We start from the raw sequence: 20,108 nt of genomic DNA on the forward strand, positions 1-20,108 counted from the left end.
GCTCGATTGGCGAACGAATCGAAATTCCTTTTGACCGGCTGAATTCGTGAATTCGCCATGACGCAATCGAAAAAAGGGCCGTCCAAAAGCGAAAACGTCCCGCACTTTCCCTGTCGGGTCAGGCCACCATCACCCGGGCCGAGCCGCGACGAGAACCCTGCGGCCGGTCGCGTACGACGGACCACGCGGTCGCGATCCGGCGCACGGCCTCCTCGAGCTCGTCGCCTGAGCGGGTCCAGGGGATCCGCACGAACTGGTCGAGCCCGCCCTCGGCTGCGAAGACCGGGCCCGGCGCGATGATGACGCCGCGGCGCTCGGCCTCGTCGGCGAGCGCGGTCCCGAGCGGCCCGGGCAGCTGGCACCACAGGGCGAGCCCGCCGCCGGGGAGCCGGAAGCGCCAGTCGGGGAGGTGCTCGGCGACCGCCGCGGCGAGGCGGTCACGCTGGGGGCGAAGCCGGTCGCGCTGCGCGTCGACCACCTCCTCGCCCCGGGCCAGCAGCCGGGCGAGGACGAGCTGCTCCATCACCGGCGCGCCGAGGTCGAGGCCCACGCGGGCGCCGGTGAGCCGCTCCATCTGCCCCTCGGGCGAGCGGATCCAGCCGAGCCGCAGACCGCCCCAGAAGGTCTTGCTGGCGCTGCCGATGGTGATCGTGTCGGGCGCGAAGGCGGCGAAGGGACGCGGCATCGGCTGGCCGTCCAGCGCCAGCGCCTGGTGCGCCTCGTCCACGACCGCGACCGTGTGCGCGCGCCGCAGCAGCGATGCGTACTCCTCGCGCTGCGCCTCGCTCATCAGGTGTCCGGTGGGGTTCTGGAAGTCCGGGATCAGGTAGGCCAGTCGCGGCGCGGTCTCGCGCAGCGCGGTCGCGACCGCCCCGAGGTCCCAGCCGTCGGGGTCGACGGGCACGCCGGCGAGTCGCGCCCCGCTCTGCCGGATCGACAAGGTGGCGTTGGGATAGACGGGCGACTCGACGAGCACGCGGTCGCCGACCCCGGTGAAGGCCCGGGCGACGATCGCGGCCGCCGAGAGCGCACCGGGCGTCACCATGACCTGCTCGGGCGCGGTCGGCAGCCCGCGGGCGTCGTACGTCGCCGCGATGGCGGCCTGCAGCTCGGGGAGCCCGGCGGGGAAGTAGCCGTGACCGCCGAGGTACGCCGGCAGCTCGGCGGCCGCCTCGGCGTAGGCCTGGGCGACTCCCGGCGGCGCGGAGGCCGCGGCGCAGTTGAGGTCGATGGCCTCGCGGTCGCCCGAGCTGGGCAGCAGGGACCGGTCGTGGGCGCGGGCCCGGCCACCAGGCACGCGGGTGAAGGTGCCGGAGCCCTGACGGGCCTCGGCGTAGCCGCTCTCACGCAGCGCGGCGTAGGCGCGGGTGACCGTGGTGCGCGAGACGCCGAGTGCCTCGGTCAGCTCGCGCTCGCTCGGCAGCCGAGTGCCCAGCCCGATGCGACCGTCGCCGATGAGCAGCCGCAGCGCGTCGGCGAGGCCGGCGTAGGCCGGGGAGCGGTCGAAGTGGCCGACCAGGGTGGCCGTGCGCGCGGCGGAGATGGTGGACGTGCTCATGCAGTCCACTGTCTCACGATTGGCTATTTGATCAAGGGCCAATCTGGCGCAGGCTGGACTCATGACACTCAGCCAGACACCTGCCGCCACGGTGCCGCTCGCCGAGCTGGGGCCGATCGCCCAGCTGCGCGCCGGCCGGCTGGCCGTGCGGCTGCCGCTGCTCTACGTCGGCCTGGTGGTCTACGGCGCCTCGCTGGCGATGATGGTGCAGGCCGACCTCGGCCTCGCGCCCTGGGACGTGCTGCACTCCGGACTGATCCGGCACGTGCCCATCACCCTCGGCCAGGCCGTCGTCCTGATGAGCTTCGTCGTGCTGGTGCTCTGGATCCCGCTCAAGGAGATGCCGGGTCTCGCGACGATCTCCAACGCGGTCGTCGTGGGCCTCGCTGCCGACGCGACCCTGCTGGTCCTCGACCGTCCCGACGCGATGGCGTTGCGGATCGCGCTGATGGTGGCGGGCGTGCTGACCTGCGGGCTGGCCACGGCGCTCTACATCGGCGCCCAGCTCGGCCGTGGCCCGCGCGACGGTCTGATGACCGGCCTGGCGCGGCGCACGGGACTCTCGATCCGGTTGGTGCGCACGCTGCTCGAGGTCGGCGTGGTGCTGATCGGCCTGCTCCTGGGCGGGGTGCTGGGCATCGGGACGGTCGTCTTCGCGCTCGCCATCGGTCCGATCACGCAGGTCCTGCTGCCGATCTTCGTCGTCGACCTGAGGCGATAGGGCGCGCTGGAGACGTCTCCTTCTCCGCCGTGACAGACTGCCGCCGACGGTCCAGTCGGCCAGTCCAGTCCGAGCACGCGGAGGCAGCATGACGACTTCACCCGGTCCCGAGAACGACGCTGCTGCCGCGGCGCCCGCGCCCCTGGCGCCGCCCGACGCGGTGCTCACCCTCACCGCCCCCGCACCGCCCGCCCTGGTGATCGAGACCCAGGCACCCAAGATGGCGCCCCAGGTCTCCGCCGAGGCGATCCCCGAGCTCGACACCAAGGTCGACACGTTCATGACCGCCCTGACCAGCGCCGCGAGCCGCAGCCCGGAGTTCGCCGCGCAGGCCGAGAGCGTGCGCACGATGGGCGACGCCGACATCCGCAAGGCGGCCGAGACGTCCAACCGGATGCTCAACCAGCCGGTCCGTGCCCTGAAGGAGGGCGGCCTCTCGCAGGGCTCCGAGGTCGGCAAGACGCTGCTCGAGCTGCGCCGCACCGTCGAGGACCTCGACCCCAGCGAGGCCAAGGGCGCCCGCAAGTTCATGGACTGGCTGCCCTTCGGCGACAAGGTCGAGGACTACTTCCGCAAGTACCAGTCCAGCCAGAGCCAGCTCAACGGGATCCTGCACGCCCTGCGCAACGGCCAGGACGAGCTGACCAAGGACAACGTCGCGCTCAACCTGGAGAAGACCAACCTCTGGGCGGTCATGGGCCGGCTCAACCAGTACGTCTACGTCGCCGAGCGCCTCGACGCCAAGCTGTCGGCCAAGATCGCCGAGCTCGAGCTCTCCGACCCCGAGGCCGCCAAGGCGCTCAGCCAGGACGTGCTGTTCTACGTGCGCCAGAAGCACCAGGACCTGCTCACCCAGCTGGCGGTGTCGATCCAGAGCTATCTCGCGATCGACATCATCATCAAGAACAACATCGAGCTCATCAAGGGCGTCGACCGCGCCTCGACGACGACGATCTCCGCGCTGCGCACGGCGGTCATCGTGGCCCAGGCGCTGGGCAACCAGAAGCTGGTGCTCGACCAGATCACGGCGCTCAACACCACGACGTCCACCATGATCCAGCGGACCTCGGAGATGCTGAAGGAGAACAGCGCGGCGATCCAGGAGCAGGCCGCATCCTCGACGATCGGCATGGAGCAGCTGCAGGCGGCCTTCGCCAACATCTACGCCACGATGGACTCCATCGACGAGTTCAAGCTCAAGGCGCTCGACACCATGTCGGCGACGATCGGCGTGCTCGAGACCGAGGTCGTGAAATCGCGCTCCTACCTCGAGCGGGTCCAGGCCCACGACGCCCGCAACGCCACCGGCACCCTCGACCTCTCCTCCGTCCCGACGCTCTGAGCAACCCCCACCCCCGAGGCCCGAGGACAGCGTGAGTCTCAAGTCATGGCTCCAACGACGACGCAGGAGCGACGAGCCGGTGTCGTCGGTGCCCGCCGCGCCGACCGAGCAGGACATCCTCGCCTCGCTCAACCGGGTCAACGCGATGCTCAGCGAGGGCAACGCCCCGCCGGTGGTCACCTCGCGCGTCATCCGGATCGCTCGCACCATCAACGACACGCTGCCGCGCCTGCGGCACCTCGGCCTGGGCAGCATGGAGAGCTACTCGGTCGTCGCGACGGCGACCGACTACCTGCCCGAGGCGGTGGGCGGCTACCTCCGGCTGCCGCGCGAGTGGGCCGACACCCGCCCGATCGACGGCTACAAGACCTCGTTGATGGTGCTCATCGACCAGCTCGAGCTCCTCGGCGCCACCATGGACCAGATCTTCGACGCCGCCAACCGCGCCGACGCCCAGGCGCTGCTGGCGCATGGCATGTTCCTCGAGAGCAAGTTCGGCCACTCGGGTGGCACCGACCTCACCCTGGGATCCCCGCATGACTGACGCCCTCAGCCTCTCCTCCGCCCTCGACGCGCTGGCCGCGGTCGCCGCCAGCGCCGGCGTCGACGCCGCGACGGCCCGCCGCGAGGGGGAGTGCCTGGCCGCGACCATCGCCGAGCCTGCTCGGGGCGCCTTCGTCGACTGGTGCGAGCAGACCGGGCGCGCCCGCTCGTCGGAGGACTTCATGGACGCGGCGTCGCGGGGGCGGCGCTACCGCTCGGCTCCCACCCCGGCCATGAACGGCCTCGCGCTCGGTCGCTCACCTCACGCTCCGTCGTACGCGAAGGCGCTGGCGGACGTCGCCCTGGCTGCTGCCTCGCTGGGCGAGGAGAACCCGCGCACCGTCGGCAACGCCGCAACGGCTGCGGCCGCCCAGCTCGGCGAGGCCGCGCCCACCCCGGTGCCGACCACGACCGACGGCGCCGGTCTCGACCTCACGCAGCCGCACGAGCAGGCGCGCGCCGGTGACCACTTCCTCGCGCAGATGATGGACCAGCTGGAGAACGTCCAGGACAAGCTGCTCAACCTCGACCTCCAGCAGGACGACGTCCGCCCCCCGCTGGTGGTGCCCGGGACGCCCGACAGCGACCCCGTCGCCACGCAGCCGCCTCCCGCCGAGCCGGCAGAGCCCGAGGAGCCTGCCGAGCCTGCCGAGCCCACCGAGCCGGAGCCCAAGAGTGTCGAGGAGCTCCTCGCCGAGCTCGACACCCTCGTCGGCCTGACCGACGTCAAGGCCGAGATCCACCGCCAGGCAGCCATCCTGCGCGTCGAGGGGCTGCGCAAGGACGCCGGCCTCACCTCGCCCACCATCACACGGCACATGATCTTCAACGGCAACCCCGGCACCGGCAAGACCACGGTGGCCCGGCTCGTCGCCGGCATCTACCGCGCGCTGGGCCTGCTCTCGAGGGGTCAGCTCGTCGAGGTCGACCGCTCCGAGCTGGTCGCCGGCTTCCTCGGCCAGACCGCGATGAAGACCGCCGAGGTCGTGAAGTCCGCCGAGGGCGGCGTGCTCTTCATCGACGAGGCCTACTCGCTCGCCGGGGACCAGTACGGCCAGGAGGCCGTCGACACGCTGGTCAAGGAGATGGAGGACAAGCGCGACGACCTGGTCGTGATCGTCGCGGGCTACCCCGTGCCGATGGAGGTCTTCATCGCGCAGAACCCCGGGCTCGAGAGCCGCTTCCGCACCCAGATCGACTTCGCCGACTACACCGACGACGAGCTCGTGAAGATCTTCGGCGTCATGGCCGCCGGTGCCGAGTACGACGCCGGCGAACCGGTCCTCGACCGGCTGCGCGAGCTGCTCGGTGCCGTCCAGCGCGGCCCGCAGTTCGGCAACGCGCGGTATGTCCGCAACGTCCTCGAGGCCGCCATCGGCCGCCACGCCTGGCGGCTGCGCGACATCGACGCCCCGACCCTCGAGCAGCTGCGCACGCTCGAGGCCGACGACCTCGACCCGGTCGTCGCCGACGGCCCGAGCGAGCCCGTCGACTGGGACCCCGCACCGGAGGCGACCGACGTCGCACCGGTCGAGGCCGCTGAGCCCACCGTCGAGACCACGCCCGTCGAGACCACGCCCGTCGAGGAGGAGCCCACATGAGCCAGGCCCAGGCCCCGAGCCCGGCCCCCGTGCCCCGGGCGGCCCCGATCCCGGCACCCCCCGGTGTCGCGACCCCGGCCACGCGCGCCCAGGCGAGCGCCGGCCTCGCCGGTCGCCCGACCCCCACGACCGAGGACGTGCCCCGGCTGCTCAACCGCTGGCAGGCGATCGCCGTCGCCACGTGCGTGGCCTTCGGGGTGCTCGCGGCGCTGTTCCAGCTGCTCGCCTGGCAGGCCACCGGTCGCGCCGCCGACAACACCGAGCAGCTGGTGCGGGTCCAGCAGATCCAGTCCTCGCTGTTCCGCGCCGACGCGCTCGCCACCAACGCCTTCCTCATCGGCGGCCTCGAGCCGGCCGACCAGCGGGCGGAGTACGACGCCGCGCTCGACCAGGTGCTGCGCCAGATCACCGACGCCGCGGAGGCACAGCCGGCCGACCGCGAGGCGCTGGCGGCCCTCAACACCGAGGTGGCGGCGTACGCCACGACCAACGCGCAGGCCCGTGACAACAACCGGCAGGGCTTCCCCGTCGGTGCTGAATACCTCAAGGGCGCCAGCGCCGGTCTGCGCACCGACGCGGTGCGGATCCTCCAGTCGCTGGTGCGCGCCAACACCGAGCGGGCCGACACCGAGCTCGACGGGCAGAACACGCTGCCGCTCCTCCTCACCGGTGCCGTGGCGATCCTGCTGCTGTGGTGGGTCAACCGCCAGCTGGCGCGCCGCTTCCGCAGAGCCATCAACCGGGGCCTGGCCGCCGCCGCGCTGATGATCCTGGTCGTCACGCTCCTCGGCACGTTCGTGAGCGCCCAACGCTCGGGCAGCAACGACGACCTGCGCGCGGGCGACTTCGCCCTCGCGCTCGACGAGGCGTCGGCCCGCACGGCGGCCAACGACGCCAAGGCCAACGAGAGCCTGCGCCTGATCGCCCGCGGGTCGGGTGACGCCTACGAGTCGGCCTGGACGACCGCCGCCGACCAGGTCGACGGGGCGGCATCGCCGGAGACGCTGCCGTTGTGGGAGGCCTACGTCGCCCGCCACGAGGAGGTCGTCTCCCTCGACGGGGCCGGCAGCTGGGACGACGCCGTGGCGGAGGCCACGACGACGGAGGCCGGCGGATCGTCGCAGGCGCTCGACGCCTTCGACAGCGCGTCGCAGCAGGTCATCGACGACGCCGCCTTCCGCACGACCGACAGCCTGCGCTCCGGTGCCTTCACGGCGCTGATGCTCGTCTCCGTGAGCCTGCTGGTCGGGCTCGCGGCCGCGGGAGCCGCGACGTGGGGCATCGCCCAGCGACGCAGGGAGTACGCATGAGCGCGCGCCGATCCACCCGGGCCCCGATCCTCACCGGGCTGCTGCTCCTCTCCGGTCTGCTGGCTGGCTGCGGGGGCTACGACGCCACCCGCGTGCCCGAGCCCCCGGCCGCGGAGGGCACGCCCATCACCCAGCCGACCACGCCGCCGGAGTGTGGCGAGGCCACCGCCTCCTACGCCCCGACCGGCGCACTGCCCGGACCCAGCGAGCTCCCGGCCGGCTCCACGATGGCCGCCATCCGCGAGCGCGGCCGCCTCATCGCGGGCGTCTCGGCCGACACCTACCTGATGGCCTCGCGCAACCCGTTCAACGGGCAGATCGAGGGCTTCGACATCGACTTCGTCCAGCAGGTCGCTCGCGCGATCTTCGGCAGCGACGACCCGAGGTTCATCCAGCTGCGCGTCATCACCGCCGGCGACCGGATCCCGCTGCTCCAGGCGCAGGACGTCGACATCGTCGTGCGCAACATGACGATCAACTGCTCACGCTGGGAGGACATCGCGTTCTCGGCCGAGTACTACCGCTCCGGCCAGAAGCTCATGGTCCGCCAGGACCTGGCCGACGAGGGCGTCGACTCCGTCGACGAGCTCGACGGCGTGCGGGTCTGCGCACCGTCCGGCACGTCGAGCCTCGACAACATCGAGCGCCTCGCCCCCGGGGCGGTCGTCGTGCCGGCGGGCAGCCACACGGGCTGCCTGGTGAAGTTCCAGCAGGGCGACGTCGACGCCATCACCGGCGACGACACCGTGCTCGCCGGTCTCGCGGCCCAGGACCCCTACGCCGTCGTGCCCGAGCAGGAGACCTTCACCGACGAGCCCTACGGCATCGGCATCAACGCCGACGACGTCGACCTGGTGCGCTTCGTCAACGGCATCCTCGAGCGGATGCGCACCGACGGAAGCTGGCGGGCGAGCTATGTCCGGTGGCTCCAGCCGACGCTGGGCCAGGGCGCCGGGCAGCCCCAGCCGATCTACGGACGCACCCCGTGAGCGTCCCGACGACCCTCACCGCGCCCGTCGCTCCTGGTCGGATCGGCCAGGCCGTCGAGCCGGCGCTGCTCCAGCACTACCTCGGCGACCTCGAGGCCTGGGTGCGCGGACGGCGTACGGAGCTCGACGACCTCGACTCCGCCGCGCTGGCCGCCAACCGCGGCGCCGACGTGGCGGCCGACATGGCCCTGTCGCTGGCGCTGTGGAAGGCCGTGTCCGACCGCTACCAGCTGGTCTTCGCGACCTGGGACGGCGGCCGCGTGCTCGAGGCCGAGCGGGCCAAGATCGCCACGCTCATCTGGGGACGCCTCGACGGTGCCACCACACTGCCCGGCGACCTCGTGGTGTCGCTGCCCGAGGCGTGCCGGCTCTCCGACGCGCTTGCGGGACAGCTGCGCACCCGCCTCTCGCTGGTGCCCGGTGCGGACGCCTCGGCGGCCCGGATCAAGCAGCTGCGCGCGCAGGTCGAGCGGCTGCGCGACCAGGTCGGCCTCGAGCCGGCCGCCCAGCGCGACGCGGCCGTCGACGAGCTCGCGAGCCTGATGGCCCGGCTCGAGGAGATCGCCGACAAGGCCTCGCGCGGAGCCGACGTCGGAGGCCTGCTCGGACCGATCGAGATCGACGCCACCCGCTTCGAGCGCGACCTGATCGTGGGCAACGCCCGCCGCCGCGACGCCCGCGACCAGGTGCAGAAGGCCCGCGAGCTGCGCGCCGACCTCGAGGCCCGCGAGGCCGCGCTCACCCACCTCGCCGACACCTGCGTGCGCACCGTCGACCCGGCCCCGCGCTACGCCGTCCCCGACGTCGACATGCTCGGACCGATCCCCAACACCCCCGAGGCGATCGGTCCCTACCTCGACCGCCTCGACCGTGTCGGCCAGGCCATGTCGCTCGCGCAGGAGAAGTACGCCGCCGCGCTGGCCGAGCGCACCGACCTGCTCGAGCTCCTCGACGCCTACGTCGCCAAGGCGACCGCGCTGGGGCTCGTCGACCGGCCCGACCTGCGCGACAGCGAGCAGCGGGCCCGCGACGTGCTCGCTCGCGAGCCGGCTCCGATGGCGGTGTGCCGTCAGCTCGTCACGACCTACCAGACCTGGCTCACCCAGCTCGGCGACGCCGCCGCGAGATCGAGGGAGACCGCATGAGCGCCCCCACCTGCACCCAACCCGGTTGCACGGGCACGATCGCCGACGGCTACTGCGACGTGTGCGGCATGGTCGCCGCACCGGGTGCGGCCGCAGCCTCGGCCGCCCCCGCCTCCTCCTTGCCGTCGCCGGGGATCGCCCCGGTCGCGGTCGCGGCGAGCGACGGCGCTCGGTGCACCCAGCCCGGATGCAGCGGCACCATCACCGACGGCTACTGCGACACCTGCGGCATGGCCGGCGCGCCCGGCGCCTCGGCCTCCGTCGCGGCGGCGGCGGGGGAGAGCCAGCCGCTGTCGGGTGGTGAGGTGTCGGTCGCGACGTCGGCCAGCAAGGTGCAGTCGGCCGCGATCGGGTCCGCCCGTGCCCGCGGCACGTCGTCCACGCGGCGCACCCGCGCCGGCTCCCAGCGCATGCGTGCCGCCCGCCTCGGGGCCGGCCTGACCGTCGTACCCCCGGCACCGCCGGTCGACGCCAGCAAGGCGATCAACCCGGACCCTCAGGTGCCCGAGGACAAGCGCAGCTGCTCCAAGTGCGGCACCAAGATCGGCCGCTCGCGCGACGGCCAACCCGGACGCACCGAGGGCTTCTGCCCCCAGTGCGGCCAGGAGTTCTCCTTCTCGCCCAAGCTCCAGCCCGGCGACCTCGTCGGCGGTCAGTACGAGATGGTCGGTGCCATCGCCCACGGTGGCCTCGGCTGGATCTACCTCGCCAAGGACCGCAACGTCTCCGACCGCTGGGTGGTGCTGAAGGGCCTGCTCAACTCCGGCGACCCCGACGCGCTCGCCGCGGCGATCGCCGAGCAGCAGTTCCTCGCCCAGGTCGAGCACCCGCTGATCGTCGAGATCTACAACTTCGTCACCCACGAGGGTGCCGGCTACATCGTCATGGAGTACGTCGGCGGCAAGTCGCTCAAGCAGATCCTCAAGGCGCGCATGACCGCCAACAACGGGGTCTACGACGCGCTGCCGGTCGACCAGGCACTCGCTTTCATCCTCGAGGTGCTGCCCGCCTTCCAGTACCTCCACGACCTCGGGCTGGTCTACTGCGACTTCAAGCCCGACAACCTGATCCAGGTCGGCGACGCAGTGAAGCTGATCGACCTCGGCGGCGTGCGTCGCATCGACGACGAGGAGTCGGCGATCTACGGCACCGTCGGCTACCAGGCGCCCGAGGTCGCAGAGGTCGGGCCGAGCGTGGCCTCCGACATCTACACGATCGGTCGCACGCTCGTGGTGCTGTGCATGGAGTTCCGCGGCTACCAGGGGACCTACCTCCATACCCTGCCTCCGCCGGCGACCACCCCGCTCTTCGCCCGCTACGACTCGTTCTACTGGCTGGTCGCCAAGTGCTGCGCGGCCGACCCGGCCGACCGCTTCGCCTCGGCCGACGAGCTGCGCACGCAGCTGCTCGGCGTGCTGCGCGAGGTCGTCGCGTCGCGCACCCAGGGCACCGCGCTCACCTCGGCCGCCTCGCTGCTCTTCGAGCCGCCGTCGTCCTCGACGTCCGCCCTGTCCTGGGCGCAGCTGCCGGCGCTGCGCGAGGACACGACCGACGACCAGCACGCCTGGCTGGCGACGATCGGCTCCGACGACCCGGCCCAGCGGCTGGAGGACCTCCAGGACGCCCCCGAGAGCAGCGCCGAGGTGTGGCTTGCCCGGGCGAAGGCGTCCCTCGAGCTGGAGCAGCCGGCCCAGGCCCGTGGCTACGCCGCCGACCTGCTCGCCCAGGACCCGTGGGAGTGGCGGGCGCTGTGGGTCGACGGCCTCGCGGCGCTGCAGCTCGAGGACTGGGACACCGCCACGTCGTCGTTCAACGCGGTCTACCAGCAGGTGCCCGGCGAGCTCGCCCCCAAGCTCGCGCTGGCGGTCGCCTGCGAGCGCGGCCAGCAGGGCGACGTCGCCGAGGGGCTCTACGCCACGTGCGCCGCGACCGACGCCAACTACGTCGCTCCCGCGGCGTTCGGCATGGCCCGGGTGCGCGCCCGCCGCCACGACATGACCGGCGCGATCGCGGCCCTCGACCAGGTGCCCTCGACCAGCCGCGGCTTCCCCGAGAGCCGTCAGCTCCGCGCCGACGTGCTGCTCAGCGGCGGCTCGGGCGACCTCGCCCTGCTCGACCAGGCGATGGGCAGCATCGGCTCGGTGCCCATGGATCCACGCACGCGCGAGACCTACACCGTCAAGATCCTCACCCAGGCGCTCGACGTGGTGCTGGCCGGCAGCCCACGCCCGGATGCGAAGGTGGGCACCCACCCGGCCACCGAGGCCGGGCTGCGCGACGGGCTCGAGCGGTCCTACCGGGCGCTGGCGCGCGACGCGACCGACGTCAAGGCCCGCGTCGAGCTCGTCAACCAGGCCAACGCCGTACGGATGTGGACGCTGACATGACCCCGACCCCGACCCCCGCTGCCGCTCCGGTGCCCGGCGGGCAGACCTGCCCGTCCTGCGCGGCCGCCATGCCGGCCGGCACGCTGTTCTGCGAGAACTGCGGCGCCGCCCTCGGCGCGCCGGCGCCGGTCGACCCCAGCGCCCGCCCGGTGTCGCTCCAGGGCGCTGCCCCCGACGGCCCGAGCCCGATCGACGAGCTCGCGCCGATCAGTGCGGTCACCCGCCCGGTGCCTGCGTCGCCCGCCGCTGTCGCCGTGCCGGAGCGGGTGCCGTGCCGCAGCTGCGGTGGAGTGGTGGGGGTCGAGGGCTACTGCGAGCAGTGCGGGACCAAGGCGCCCACCGAGCGGGACCACTTCCGGGAGCAGCCCGCCGCCTGGGTGGCCGGGGTCTGCGACCGCGGCATCCGGCACACCCGCAACGAGGACGCGATGGCGCTCTCGGCATCGGCCACGGCGGGGGAGCGGGCCGTGCTCGTCGTCCTCGACGGCGTGTCCAGCTCGCTCGACTCCGACGTGGCGTCGCTGGCCGGTGCCCGGGCCGCCCGTGACCACCTGCGCAGCCCACTCCCGCAGGGGATGGGCACGCCCGACGGTCGGCTGGCCGCGGTCACCAAGGTCTTCGCCGACACCGTCGGTGTCGCCAACGCCGCGGTCATCGCCGCCACCGCCCCCGACTCGCCCAACCCGGCCTCGGCGACGTTCGTCGTGGCCGTCCTCGAGCACGGCCTGGTGTCCTACGCCAACGTCGGCGACTCGCGTGCCTACTGGCTACCCGACGGCGGTCCCGGCGTGCAGCTCTCCGAGGACGACTCGGTGGCCCAGCAGATGATCGCCGCCGGCATCCCACGCGCGCAGGCCGAGACCTCGCCGCAGGCCCACGCGATCACCAAGTGGCTCGGGCGCGACGCCCGCGACCTCGCCCCGCGCGTGGGGCAGCTCCAGCTCCCCGGGCCAGGGTGGCTGCTCGTCTGCTCCGACGGCTTGTGGAACTACGCCTCGGAGCCCGAGGCGCTGCAGGCGCAGATCCGGATCAGCGGCGCGACCGACCCGGCCTCCCTCGCCCTCGCCCTCACCGACTTCGCCAACGCCCAGGGCGGGATCGACAACATCACCGTCACGCTCGCACGCGTGGACGGGCCCGCTGCTGGGCAGCATGTCGAGACCGCCGACCCTGCCGTCGTACCCGCACCCCAGGAGGAGACCCATGGCTGAGTTCACCGCCGCCGTCTACCAGAACGAGTTCCTGCCCGACGGGGGCACGGACGTCAACGCGATCGTCACCGTGACCTGTGCGGGTGCGGGGACGGCCGGTCAGTCGGGCGGGGGAGCAGCCGGCGAGATCATCATCGTGGACACCTCCGGCTCGATGGGTCCGCAGACGATGGCCGCCGCCAAGCAGGCCGCCCAGGCCGCGCTCGCGGAGATCCTCGACGGCACCTGGTTCGCCGTGATCGCGGGCTCCGACCGCGCGATGCTCGCCTACCCGCAGGTCTCCTCGGGTCCCGGTCTCGTGCAGATGGACGCCCGCACGCGTGAGGAGGCGAGGGTCGCCATCGGTCGCTTCGTCGGCAGCGGCGGCACCGCGATCGGCACCTGGCTCGACCTCGCGGGCACGCTCTTCGCCTCCGTCCCCGGGGTCACCCAGAAGCACGCCATCCTGCTCACCGACGGCGAGAACCGCGAGCAGCCCGGGGCTCTCGACGCCGCCATCCGGCGCGCCACCGGCGTCTTCCAGTGCGACTGCCGCGGTGCCGGCACCGACTGGCAGGTCGAGGAGGTGCGCCGCATCTCGCAGGCGCTGCTCGGCACCGTCGACATCATCCCGGAGCCCTCGCAGATGAAGGCGCAGTTCGAGGAGATGATGCGCAGCTCGATGGCCCGCGGCGTCTCCGACGCGCAGCTGCGGGTGTGGGCTCCCCAGGGCGCCGAGGTGCTCTTCGTCCGCCAGGTCTCTCCGACCGTCGAGGACCTGACCGACCGCCGGGTCGTCGTCAACCCGCTCACGGGTGGCTACCCCACCGGTGCGTGGGCCGACGAGTCCCGCGACTACCACGTCGCGGTCCGGGTCGCGGCCAAGGCGATCGGCCAGGAGCAGCTGGCGGCGCGGGTGCAGGTCGCCCTGGGCGACAACGTCGCGGCGCAGGCGCTGGTCAAGGCGACCTGGTCCAACAACTCCGAGCTCACCGCGCGCATCGACCAGCAGGTCGCCCACTACACCGGGCAGACCGAGCTGGCCTCGATGATCCAGGAGGGGCTGGCCGCCAAGGCCGCCGGTGACGCCGCGACCGCGACCACCAAGCTCGGGCGCGCCGTCCAGCTCGCGGCCGAGACGGGCAACGACGAGGCGACCTCCAAACTGCGCAAGGTCGTCGACATCGACGACGAGAGGGAAGGCACCGTCCGGCTGAAGGCGGCCGTCGAGAAGGCCGACGAGATGGCGCTCGACACCGCGTCGACCAAGACCACGCGGATCAAGAAGTGAACGTCTGTCCGGCGGGCCACGACACCGCAGCCACCGACTACTGCGACGTCTGCGGCATCGCCATGGGCGTGGCACCGGCCGCCTCCTCGACGTCGGCCGAACCCGCCGCTCCTCCTGTGCCGGGTGAGGCGACGGCGACCCTACCCACCTCGTCGTCGACCTGCCCGCACTGCTCCACGGTCAACCCGGTCAACGCCCTGTTCTGCGAGGCGTGCGGCTATGACTTCACCACCGGCACCGTGCCGCGGCCGCTGACCCCGCCGAGCGGCACGGCTCCTGCTGCTTCGACCGATCCTGCTCCGGCCGCGCCCGTGGCGCAGCCTGCGGCACCGGCGGATGCCAACCCGGCGCCGAAGCTGGCCGACGCGTGGGTGGCGGAGGTCTGGATCGACCCCGACTGGTACACCGACCAGAAGTCGACCGACCCGCTGCCCTCACCCGGTCTCCCGGTCGTGGTGGCGCTGAAGCACACCTCGATCCTGGTCGGGCGGGCCTCCCGCAGCCGCAACATCACCCCCGACATCGACCTCTCCTCCGACAACGGCATCAGCCGTCGCCACGCCCAGCTCACCACCGACGGCACGCGCTGGTGGGTCGAGGACCTCGGCTCCTCCAACGGCACCTATGTCGGCAGCTCGGTCGGCCCGCTCCCCGGCACCCCGGTGCCTCCGGGGCAGAAGAAGGAGATCGCCGGCGACGACCGGATCTACGTCGGCGCCTGGACCCGGATCGTCGTACGACGGGCGACCGACGGCGAGGTCTGACGCCGACTCGGCGCGATGTTGCACCGCGGGGGCCGAGTCGGCGCGATGTTGCACCACGCCGCGGACTGCGTCAGCGGCGGGTGGCGATGAGGGTGGAGGCGTCGGAGGCGACCATGACCTCGACGGTGGTGAAGCGGTCGTCGGTGAGCCACTGCTCGCGCAGGGTGTCGACGCGGCCGCTGGTGATCGGGGGCCACACCTCGCACGGGGTGAAGTCGTCGAGCACGACGATGCCGCCCGGCTCGACCAGGTCGGCGACGGCGTCGACCCCCACCTCCCCGGGCTGACCCGAGTCGAGGAAGAGCAACGAGAACGGGCCCTTGTCGAGGAGCGTGGACCAGTCGGCTGCGAGCACCTCGACCTGGGGGTCGTCGACGAAGATCTCGGCGGCCGCCGTGGCCAGCTTGGCGTTGAGCTCGGCGCTGATGATCTTGGCCTCCCCGCGCACGCCCGAGCGCAGCCATGCAGTGCCGACCCCGCAGCCGGTGCCGAACTCGGCCATCGTGCCTTCGCGGGTGGCGGCCAGCGTGGCCAGCAGACGGCCGGTCTCGTTGCGGCAGAAGGAGACGTATCCGGCCTTGCGGGAGACAGCGAAGGCGCGGTGCACCACGTCGGGGAGGTCAGGCGGGGCGCTCATGGATCGAGTCTTTCATCATGGGACGCGCGTCTCGACATGCGGACACATCGTGAAACCCATGGCCGGGGTGTGTCGGGTGCCCCTAGGCTGACGCCATCATGCGGAGCGTATTCGTACTCATCGAACGCCGCGGCGAGGCCCAGCAGTAACCACTGCTCACAAGAGGCCACCTCGTCGCGGTGAGCGGCGTCGTTCGGTCTCTTGCCCGGTTTCGGGCTCAGTCTCTCGCTCCGCCGCAGGATCCCGATCAGCCACCGCGCGATCCGCATCCTGCTTCGGTCTGCTCCTCTCACGCGATCCGTGAGCCCGCACCCACCTGCGGCGGGGCGAAGACGACCTTCCCTTCACGTCTTCCGATCACGAGATCCCCAGGAGATCCGCCATGTACGACATGTACCCCGAGTGGGGCCCGGCCAGCCACGACCCCGAGAACCCGCGCAGCCACGAGGCCGTCCAGGCGTCGCTTGACCTGCGAGACAACGGCGGCCAGCGCCCCGACGACAACTAACGTCTCCGTCCATGACCACCTCTGACTCTCACGCGCCCCTCTCGGAGGGCACCCTCAAGCTCGCCGTCATCCCGGGCGACGGGATCGGTCAGGAGGTCACCGCCGAGGCCCTCAAGGTCCTCGAGGTGGCGGCTCCGGCTGACGTGAAGTTCGAGCCGACCCGCTATGACCTCGGTGCCGAGCGCTACCTCGCGACCGGTGAGGTGCTGCCCGACTCCGTGCTCGCCGAGATCCGCGAGCACGACGCGATCCTGCTGGGGGCGGTCGGTGGCAAGCCCAACGACCCCAACCTGCCGCCGGGCATCCTCGAGCGCGGGCTGCTGCTGCGCCTGCGCTTCGAGCTCGACCACTACGTCAACCTGCGACCGTCGCGCATCTTCCCGGGCGTTGTGTCGCCCCTGGCCAACCCCGGGGAGATCGACTTCGTGGTCGTCCGCGAGGGCACCGAGGGCCCCTACACGGGCAACGGTGGCGCCCTGCGCGTCGGCACGCCGCACGAGATCGCCACCGAGGTCTCGGTCAACACCGCTTTCGGTGTCGAGCGCGTCGTGCGTGACGCCTTCGCCCGGGCGCAGCGCCGACCGCGCCGGAAGCTGACGCTGGTCCACAAGACCAACGTGCTCGTCAACGCCGGGGCCGTGTGGTGGCGCCTGACCCAGGAGGTCGCCCGAGAGTTCCCCGAGGTCACGGTCGACTACATGCACATCGACGCGGCCATGATCTTCATGACGACCGACCCGTCCCGTTTCGACGTGATCGTCACCGACAACCTCTTCGGCGACATCATCACCGACCTCGCCGCCGCCATCACCGGTGGCATCGGGTTGGCCGCCTCGGGCAACGTCAACCCCGACCGCACCTCGCCGAGCATGTTCGAGCCCGTCCACGGCTCGGCGCCCGACATCGCCGGTCAGCAGAAGGCCGACCCCACCGCAGCCATCCTGTCGGTCAGCCTGCTGCTCGACCACCTCGGTCACGTGGGTGCCGCCGCGGTCGTCGAGGCGGCGGTCATCGCCGACCTCGCCGAGCGCGAGGCCGGGACCACTCGTCGTACGTCCGAGGTGGGCGACGCGATCGCGGCCCGCGTAGGCGGCTGACGCCTGCCCCCACCCCTTCGTCGGACGCCGGGCACGCACCGCGTGCTCGGCGTCCGCCATTTCCGGAAAGGTCGACTAACGTTGCCTCCCATGCAGATCAGCACGACCCTCTCCAGCGACCTGACCAGCGACGACCGGCTGTCGGAGATCCTCGCCAACCCCGGTTTCGGCCTGCACTTCACCGACCACATGTTCCTGGTCGAGTGGACGCCGGAGACCGGGTGGGCCGACGCCCGCATCGAGCCCTACGGGCCGCTGAGCCTCGACCCCGCGACGGCCGTCCTGCACTACGCGCAGGAGACCTTCGAGGGGATGAAGGCCTACCAGCACGAGGACGGCTCGGTGTGGTCCTTCCGCCCCGAGGAGAACGCCGCGCGCATGGTGCGCTCGAGCCAGCGCCTCGCCCTGCCCGAGCTGCCCGTCGAGGAGTTCGTGCAGGCCGTCGACGCGCTCGTCGAGGTCGACCGGCGCTGGGTGCCGGACGCGGCGGGGGAGAAGAGCCTCTACGTGCGGCCCTTCATGATCGCGAGCGAGAAGTTCCTCGGGGTCCGTCCCTCGCAGCACGTCACCTTCCTGGTGATCGCCAGCCCTGCCGGGTCCTACTTCAAGGGCGGCATCAAGCCGGTCTCGCTGTGGCTCACCGAGGACTACACGCGCGCCGGTCGCGGCGGCATGGGCGCGGCCAAGACCGGCGGCAACTACGCCAGCTCGCTGGTCGCGCAGCAGCAGGCCACCGCTCAGGGCTGCGACCAGGTCGTCTTCCTCGACGGCCAGGAGGGGACCTACGTCGAGGAGCTCGGCGGGATGAACATGTACTTCGTCTTCGACGACGGCACCATCGTCACCCCGCAGACCGGCACCATCCTGGAGGGCATCACCCGCGCCAGCGTCATCGAGCTGGCCGGCAAGCTCGGCCACCAGGTGGTCGAGCGCAAGATCTCCATCGACGAGTGGCGCGAGGGAGTGACCAGCGGCCGGATCACCGAGATCTTCGCCTGCGGCACCGCGGCGGTCATCACGCCCGTCGGCTCGCTGAAGTGGGACGGCGGCGAGGCACCCGCTCCTGCGTCGACCGACCTGACCATGCAGGTGCGTCAGGCGCTGGTCGACGTGCAGTACGGCAGGGCCGAGGACACCTTCGGCTGGATGCACCGCATCTGCTGAGCCTCACCGCTGGCTGGTCCGGGTGAGCCACGTGTCCGCGCCTGCTCGACACGGCCGGCCGGCTGCCGGAGCGGGCGACGTCCGCGCAGGTAATCTCGTGGCGTGACGACCCAGCCCGGAGACGCGATGCGTGCTGCTCCCTCACGCCCGCGCACGGTGGGCGACTACACGCTGCTCTCCAAGATCGGCGAGGGCGGGATGGGCGTGGTCCACCTGGCCCGCCGCGAGGGTGGCGACCGGGTGGCGCTCAAGGTGCTACGTCCCCACATCGTCGGCGACGACGAGGGGCGCGCCCGCTTCGCCCGGGAGATCAGCTCGCTGCAACGGATCCGCTCGCGGTGGGTCGCCGAGATCGTCGACGCGGACCCGTGGGCGGAGGTGCCCTACGTGGCGACGCGCTACGTGCCCGGGCTCTCGCTGCACGACCACGTCATCGAGGAGGGCCCGATCGAGGGGCGCAACCTGACGTGGTTCGCCGGTTGCCTGGCCGAGGGGCTGGCGTCGGTCCACGAGGTCGGCGTGCTGCACCGCGACGTCAAGCCCTCCAACGTGCTGATGGAGGGTCGCACCCCGATCCTCATCGACTTCGGCCTGGCCCGGGTCGCCGACGACCCCAAGCTCACCCACACCGGCTGGCTGCTCGGCACGCCGGGCTACCTCGCGCCCGAGATCCTCTACGGCGACGACGCGACCACGGCCTCCGACATCCACTCCTGGGCGGCCACCGTCGCCTACGCCGGCACCGGGAGCCCGCCCTTCGGCCGCGGCCCGAGCATGGCCGTGATGGACCGCGTGCGTCGTGGCGAGCACGACCTCTCGGGCCTGCCCCACGACCTGCGCCAGCTCATCGAGGCGGCGCTGGACCCCGAGCCGTCCCAGCGCCCCGACCTCGCGTCGATCCTGGCGTGGCTGCGCCCACAGACCACCCAGCCGCACCCCGTCGTGCCGCCGGTGCCCACCGGCCCCGAGGACATCTTCACGATCCCGCTCGCCCTGGCGGGGTCGCACGCCGCCGATGCCCTGACCGACCGGTTCGCAGAGCCGCCGACCCAGCGGCTGCCCGAGGACCCGCCGACCCGGCCCTACACCGAGGTCGCGCGGGCCGCGCCGCCCGTAGCTCCACCGGTCACTCCGGTCGCTCTGGTCCACCCGTCACCCGCGCCGTCCCCGGTGGGGCCGGTCGGGCAGTGGGAGCAGGACTGGGACGAGCGGGTCGCGGCACCGCAGCCGACGCCGTTGGTCGAACGACTGCGTCGCGGCACGCTGCTGCTCGGCGCAGCGGGGGCTCTCGGCGCCGCGCTCACCGCCGCGCCGTGGGTCGCCTGCGCGGTGATCTTCGTGGCCGTCTGGCTGCTGCGCAGCGGCTCGTTGGCCGCCAGTGCGGCCGGTGGACGTCGGCTGCGCCGCGGCCGCAAGTGGTACGACGGCGCCCAGTTCCTGCTCGGCGCCCCGTGGGACCTCGTCCGCTCCATCCCCGGCACCCTGATGCTGCTGCTCTGGAGCGCCGGGCTCGGTGTCGCCGGCGCCCTGGTCTGCTACGCGGTGGCCGCCAGCGTGCCGACCACGCTGTTCGTCAGCGGGCTGGTCTTCGCGGTCTCGCTGTGGTGGGGCCCCGGCGGCACCCGCGTGCGCGGCCCGGTCTCGCGGGTCGTGGTGCCGATCTCGCGCAACGTCGGTCCGTGGCTCGTCGCGGTCGTGGCCGTCCTCGCGCTCGGTGCGCTGCTCGCGCTTCGGGTCTCGGGCAGCGGCGTCAGCTGGACGCCGGACGACCAGCGTCCCTTCGCGGGCTTCACTCCGCCGACCACGGGCATCACCGGGCGCTGAGCGCCTCTGTACCGTCGGGAGCACCATCGAGCGGGAG

17 protein-coding genes are annotated in these 20,108 nt (G+C 72.4%); 15 read left to right on the forward strand and 2 right to left on the reverse strand.

What is annotated here, in order from left to right:
* Positions 1 to 118 precede the first annotated feature (118 nt).
* Positions 119 to 1,558, reverse strand: a complete 1,440-nt coding sequence (locus RMN98_RS05725) for a PLP-dependent aminotransferase family protein (protein ID WP_309647844.1) — start codon at positions 1,556 to 1,558, stop codon at positions 119 to 121.
* Positions 1,559 to 1,619: 61 nt separating this feature from the next.
* Here RMN98_RS05725 and RMN98_RS05730 point away from each other — a divergent pair, with 61 nt between their 5' ends.
* The 11 genes from RMN98_RS05730 to RMN98_RS05780 all read left to right on the forward strand — a co-directional run bounded on the left by RMN98_RS05730 (position 1,620) and on the right by RMN98_RS05780 (position 14,841).
* On the forward strand, positions 1,620 to 2,279 hold the full coding sequence (locus RMN98_RS05730) for a hypothetical protein (protein ID WP_309647845.1): 660 nt from the start codon (positions 1,620 to 1,622) through the stop codon (positions 2,277 to 2,279).
* Positions 2,280 to 2,367: 88 nt separating this feature from the next.
* Positions 2,368 to 3,621, forward strand: coding sequence for a toxic anion resistance protein (locus RMN98_RS05735; protein WP_309647846.1), 1,254 nt, complete (start codon positions 2,368 to 2,370; stop codon positions 3,619 to 3,621).
* A 31-nt stretch (positions 3,622 to 3,652) separates the two neighbouring features.
* Positions 3,653 to 4,165, forward strand: coding sequence for a hypothetical protein (locus RMN98_RS05740; protein WP_309647847.1), 513 nt, complete (start codon positions 3,653 to 3,655; stop codon positions 4,163 to 4,165).
* Positions 4,158 to 5,765, forward strand: a complete 1,608-nt coding sequence (locus RMN98_RS05745; protein WP_309647848.1) for an AAA family ATPase — start codon at positions 4,158 to 4,160, stop codon at positions 5,763 to 5,765. The genes RMN98_RS05740 and RMN98_RS05745 overlap by 8 nt, the downstream gene beginning before the upstream one ends.
* The gene (locus RMN98_RS05750) at positions 5,762 to 7,075 is read left to right on the forward strand and encodes a hypothetical protein (RefSeq protein WP_309647849.1); all 1,314 of its coding nucleotides are present in this window, start codon (positions 5,762 to 5,764) and stop codon (positions 7,073 to 7,075) included. Before RMN98_RS05745 ends, RMN98_RS05750 begins: the two co-directional genes overlap by 4 nt.
* Positions 7,072 to 8,064 carry a glutamate ABC transporter substrate-binding protein gene (locus tag RMN98_RS05755; RefSeq protein WP_309647850.1) on the forward strand — a complete coding sequence of 331 codons (993 nt, stop codon included), beginning with the start codon at positions 7,072 to 7,074 and terminating at the stop codon, positions 8,062 to 8,064. Before RMN98_RS05750 ends, RMN98_RS05755 begins: the two co-directional genes overlap by 4 nt.
* Positions 8,061 to 9,209 carry a hypothetical protein gene (locus tag RMN98_RS05760; protein WP_309647851.1) on the forward strand — a complete coding sequence of 383 codons (1,149 nt, stop codon included), beginning with the start codon at positions 8,061 to 8,063 and terminating at the stop codon, positions 9,207 to 9,209. Before RMN98_RS05755 ends, RMN98_RS05760 begins: the two co-directional genes overlap by 4 nt.
* Positions 9,206 to 11,596 carry a tetratricopeptide repeat protein gene (locus tag RMN98_RS05765; protein ID WP_309647852.1) on the forward strand — a complete coding sequence of 797 codons (2,391 nt, stop codon included), beginning with the start codon at positions 9,206 to 9,208 and terminating at the stop codon, positions 11,594 to 11,596. Before RMN98_RS05760 ends, RMN98_RS05765 begins: the two co-directional genes overlap by 4 nt.
* A complete protein-coding gene (locus RMN98_RS05770) occupies positions 11,593 to 12,807 on the forward strand; it encodes a protein phosphatase 2C domain-containing protein (RefSeq protein WP_309647853.1) in 1,215 nt (404 codons plus the stop codon). Before RMN98_RS05765 ends, RMN98_RS05770 begins: the two co-directional genes overlap by 4 nt.
* Positions 12,800 to 14,077: a VWA domain-containing protein gene (locus tag RMN98_RS05775; protein ID WP_309647854.1), complete on the forward strand. Its 1,278-nt coding sequence runs from the start codon at positions 12,800 to 12,802 to the stop codon at positions 14,075 to 14,077. Before RMN98_RS05770 ends, RMN98_RS05775 begins: the two co-directional genes overlap by 8 nt.
* Positions 14,074 to 14,841: an FHA domain-containing protein gene (locus RMN98_RS05780; RefSeq protein ID WP_309647855.1), complete on the forward strand. Its 768-nt coding sequence runs from the start codon at positions 14,074 to 14,076 to the stop codon at positions 14,839 to 14,841. The genes RMN98_RS05775 and RMN98_RS05780 overlap by 4 nt, the downstream gene beginning before the upstream one ends.
* A 70-nt stretch (positions 14,842 to 14,911) precedes the next feature.
* On the opposite strand, the gene RMN98_RS05785 is transcribed toward RMN98_RS05780, so the two are convergent.
* Positions 14,912 to 15,478: a class I SAM-dependent methyltransferase gene (locus RMN98_RS05785; protein WP_309647856.1), complete on the reverse strand. Its 567-nt coding sequence runs from the start codon at positions 15,476 to 15,478 to the stop codon at positions 14,912 to 14,914.
* A gap of 382 nt (positions 15,479 to 15,860) precedes the next feature.
* Here RMN98_RS05785 and RMN98_RS05790 point away from each other — a divergent pair, with 382 nt between their 5' ends.
* From RMN98_RS05790 to RMN98_RS05805, 4 genes are all read left to right on the forward strand, one after another.
* Positions 15,861 to 15,986 carry a hypothetical protein gene (locus tag RMN98_RS05790; protein WP_309647857.1) on the forward strand — a complete coding sequence of 42 codons (126 nt, stop codon included), beginning with the start codon at positions 15,861 to 15,863 and terminating at the stop codon, positions 15,984 to 15,986.
* 11 nt (positions 15,987 to 15,997) lie between these two features.
* A complete protein-coding gene (locus RMN98_RS05795; protein WP_309647858.1) occupies positions 15,998 to 17,083 on the forward strand; it encodes a 3-isopropylmalate dehydrogenase in 1,086 nt (361 codons plus the stop codon).
* A gap of 90 nt (positions 17,084 to 17,173) precedes the next feature.
* Positions 17,174 to 18,247, forward strand: coding sequence for a branched-chain amino acid aminotransferase (locus RMN98_RS05800; protein ID WP_309647859.1), 1,074 nt, complete (start codon positions 17,174 to 17,176; stop codon positions 18,245 to 18,247).
* Between the two features lie 102 nt (positions 18,248 to 18,349).
* Positions 18,350 to 20,071 (forward strand): serine/threonine-protein kinase, encoded by a 1,722-nt coding sequence (locus tag RMN98_RS05805; RefSeq protein ID WP_309647860.1) that lies wholly within the window; start codon positions 18,350 to 18,352, stop codon positions 20,069 to 20,071.
* The last annotated feature ends 37 nt before the right edge of the window (positions 20,072 to 20,108 follow it).

Source organism: Nocardioides sp. (assembly GCF_031397825.1).
Taxonomy (GTDB): Bacteria; Actinomycetota; Actinomycetes; order Propionibacteriales; family Nocardioidaceae; genus Nocardioides.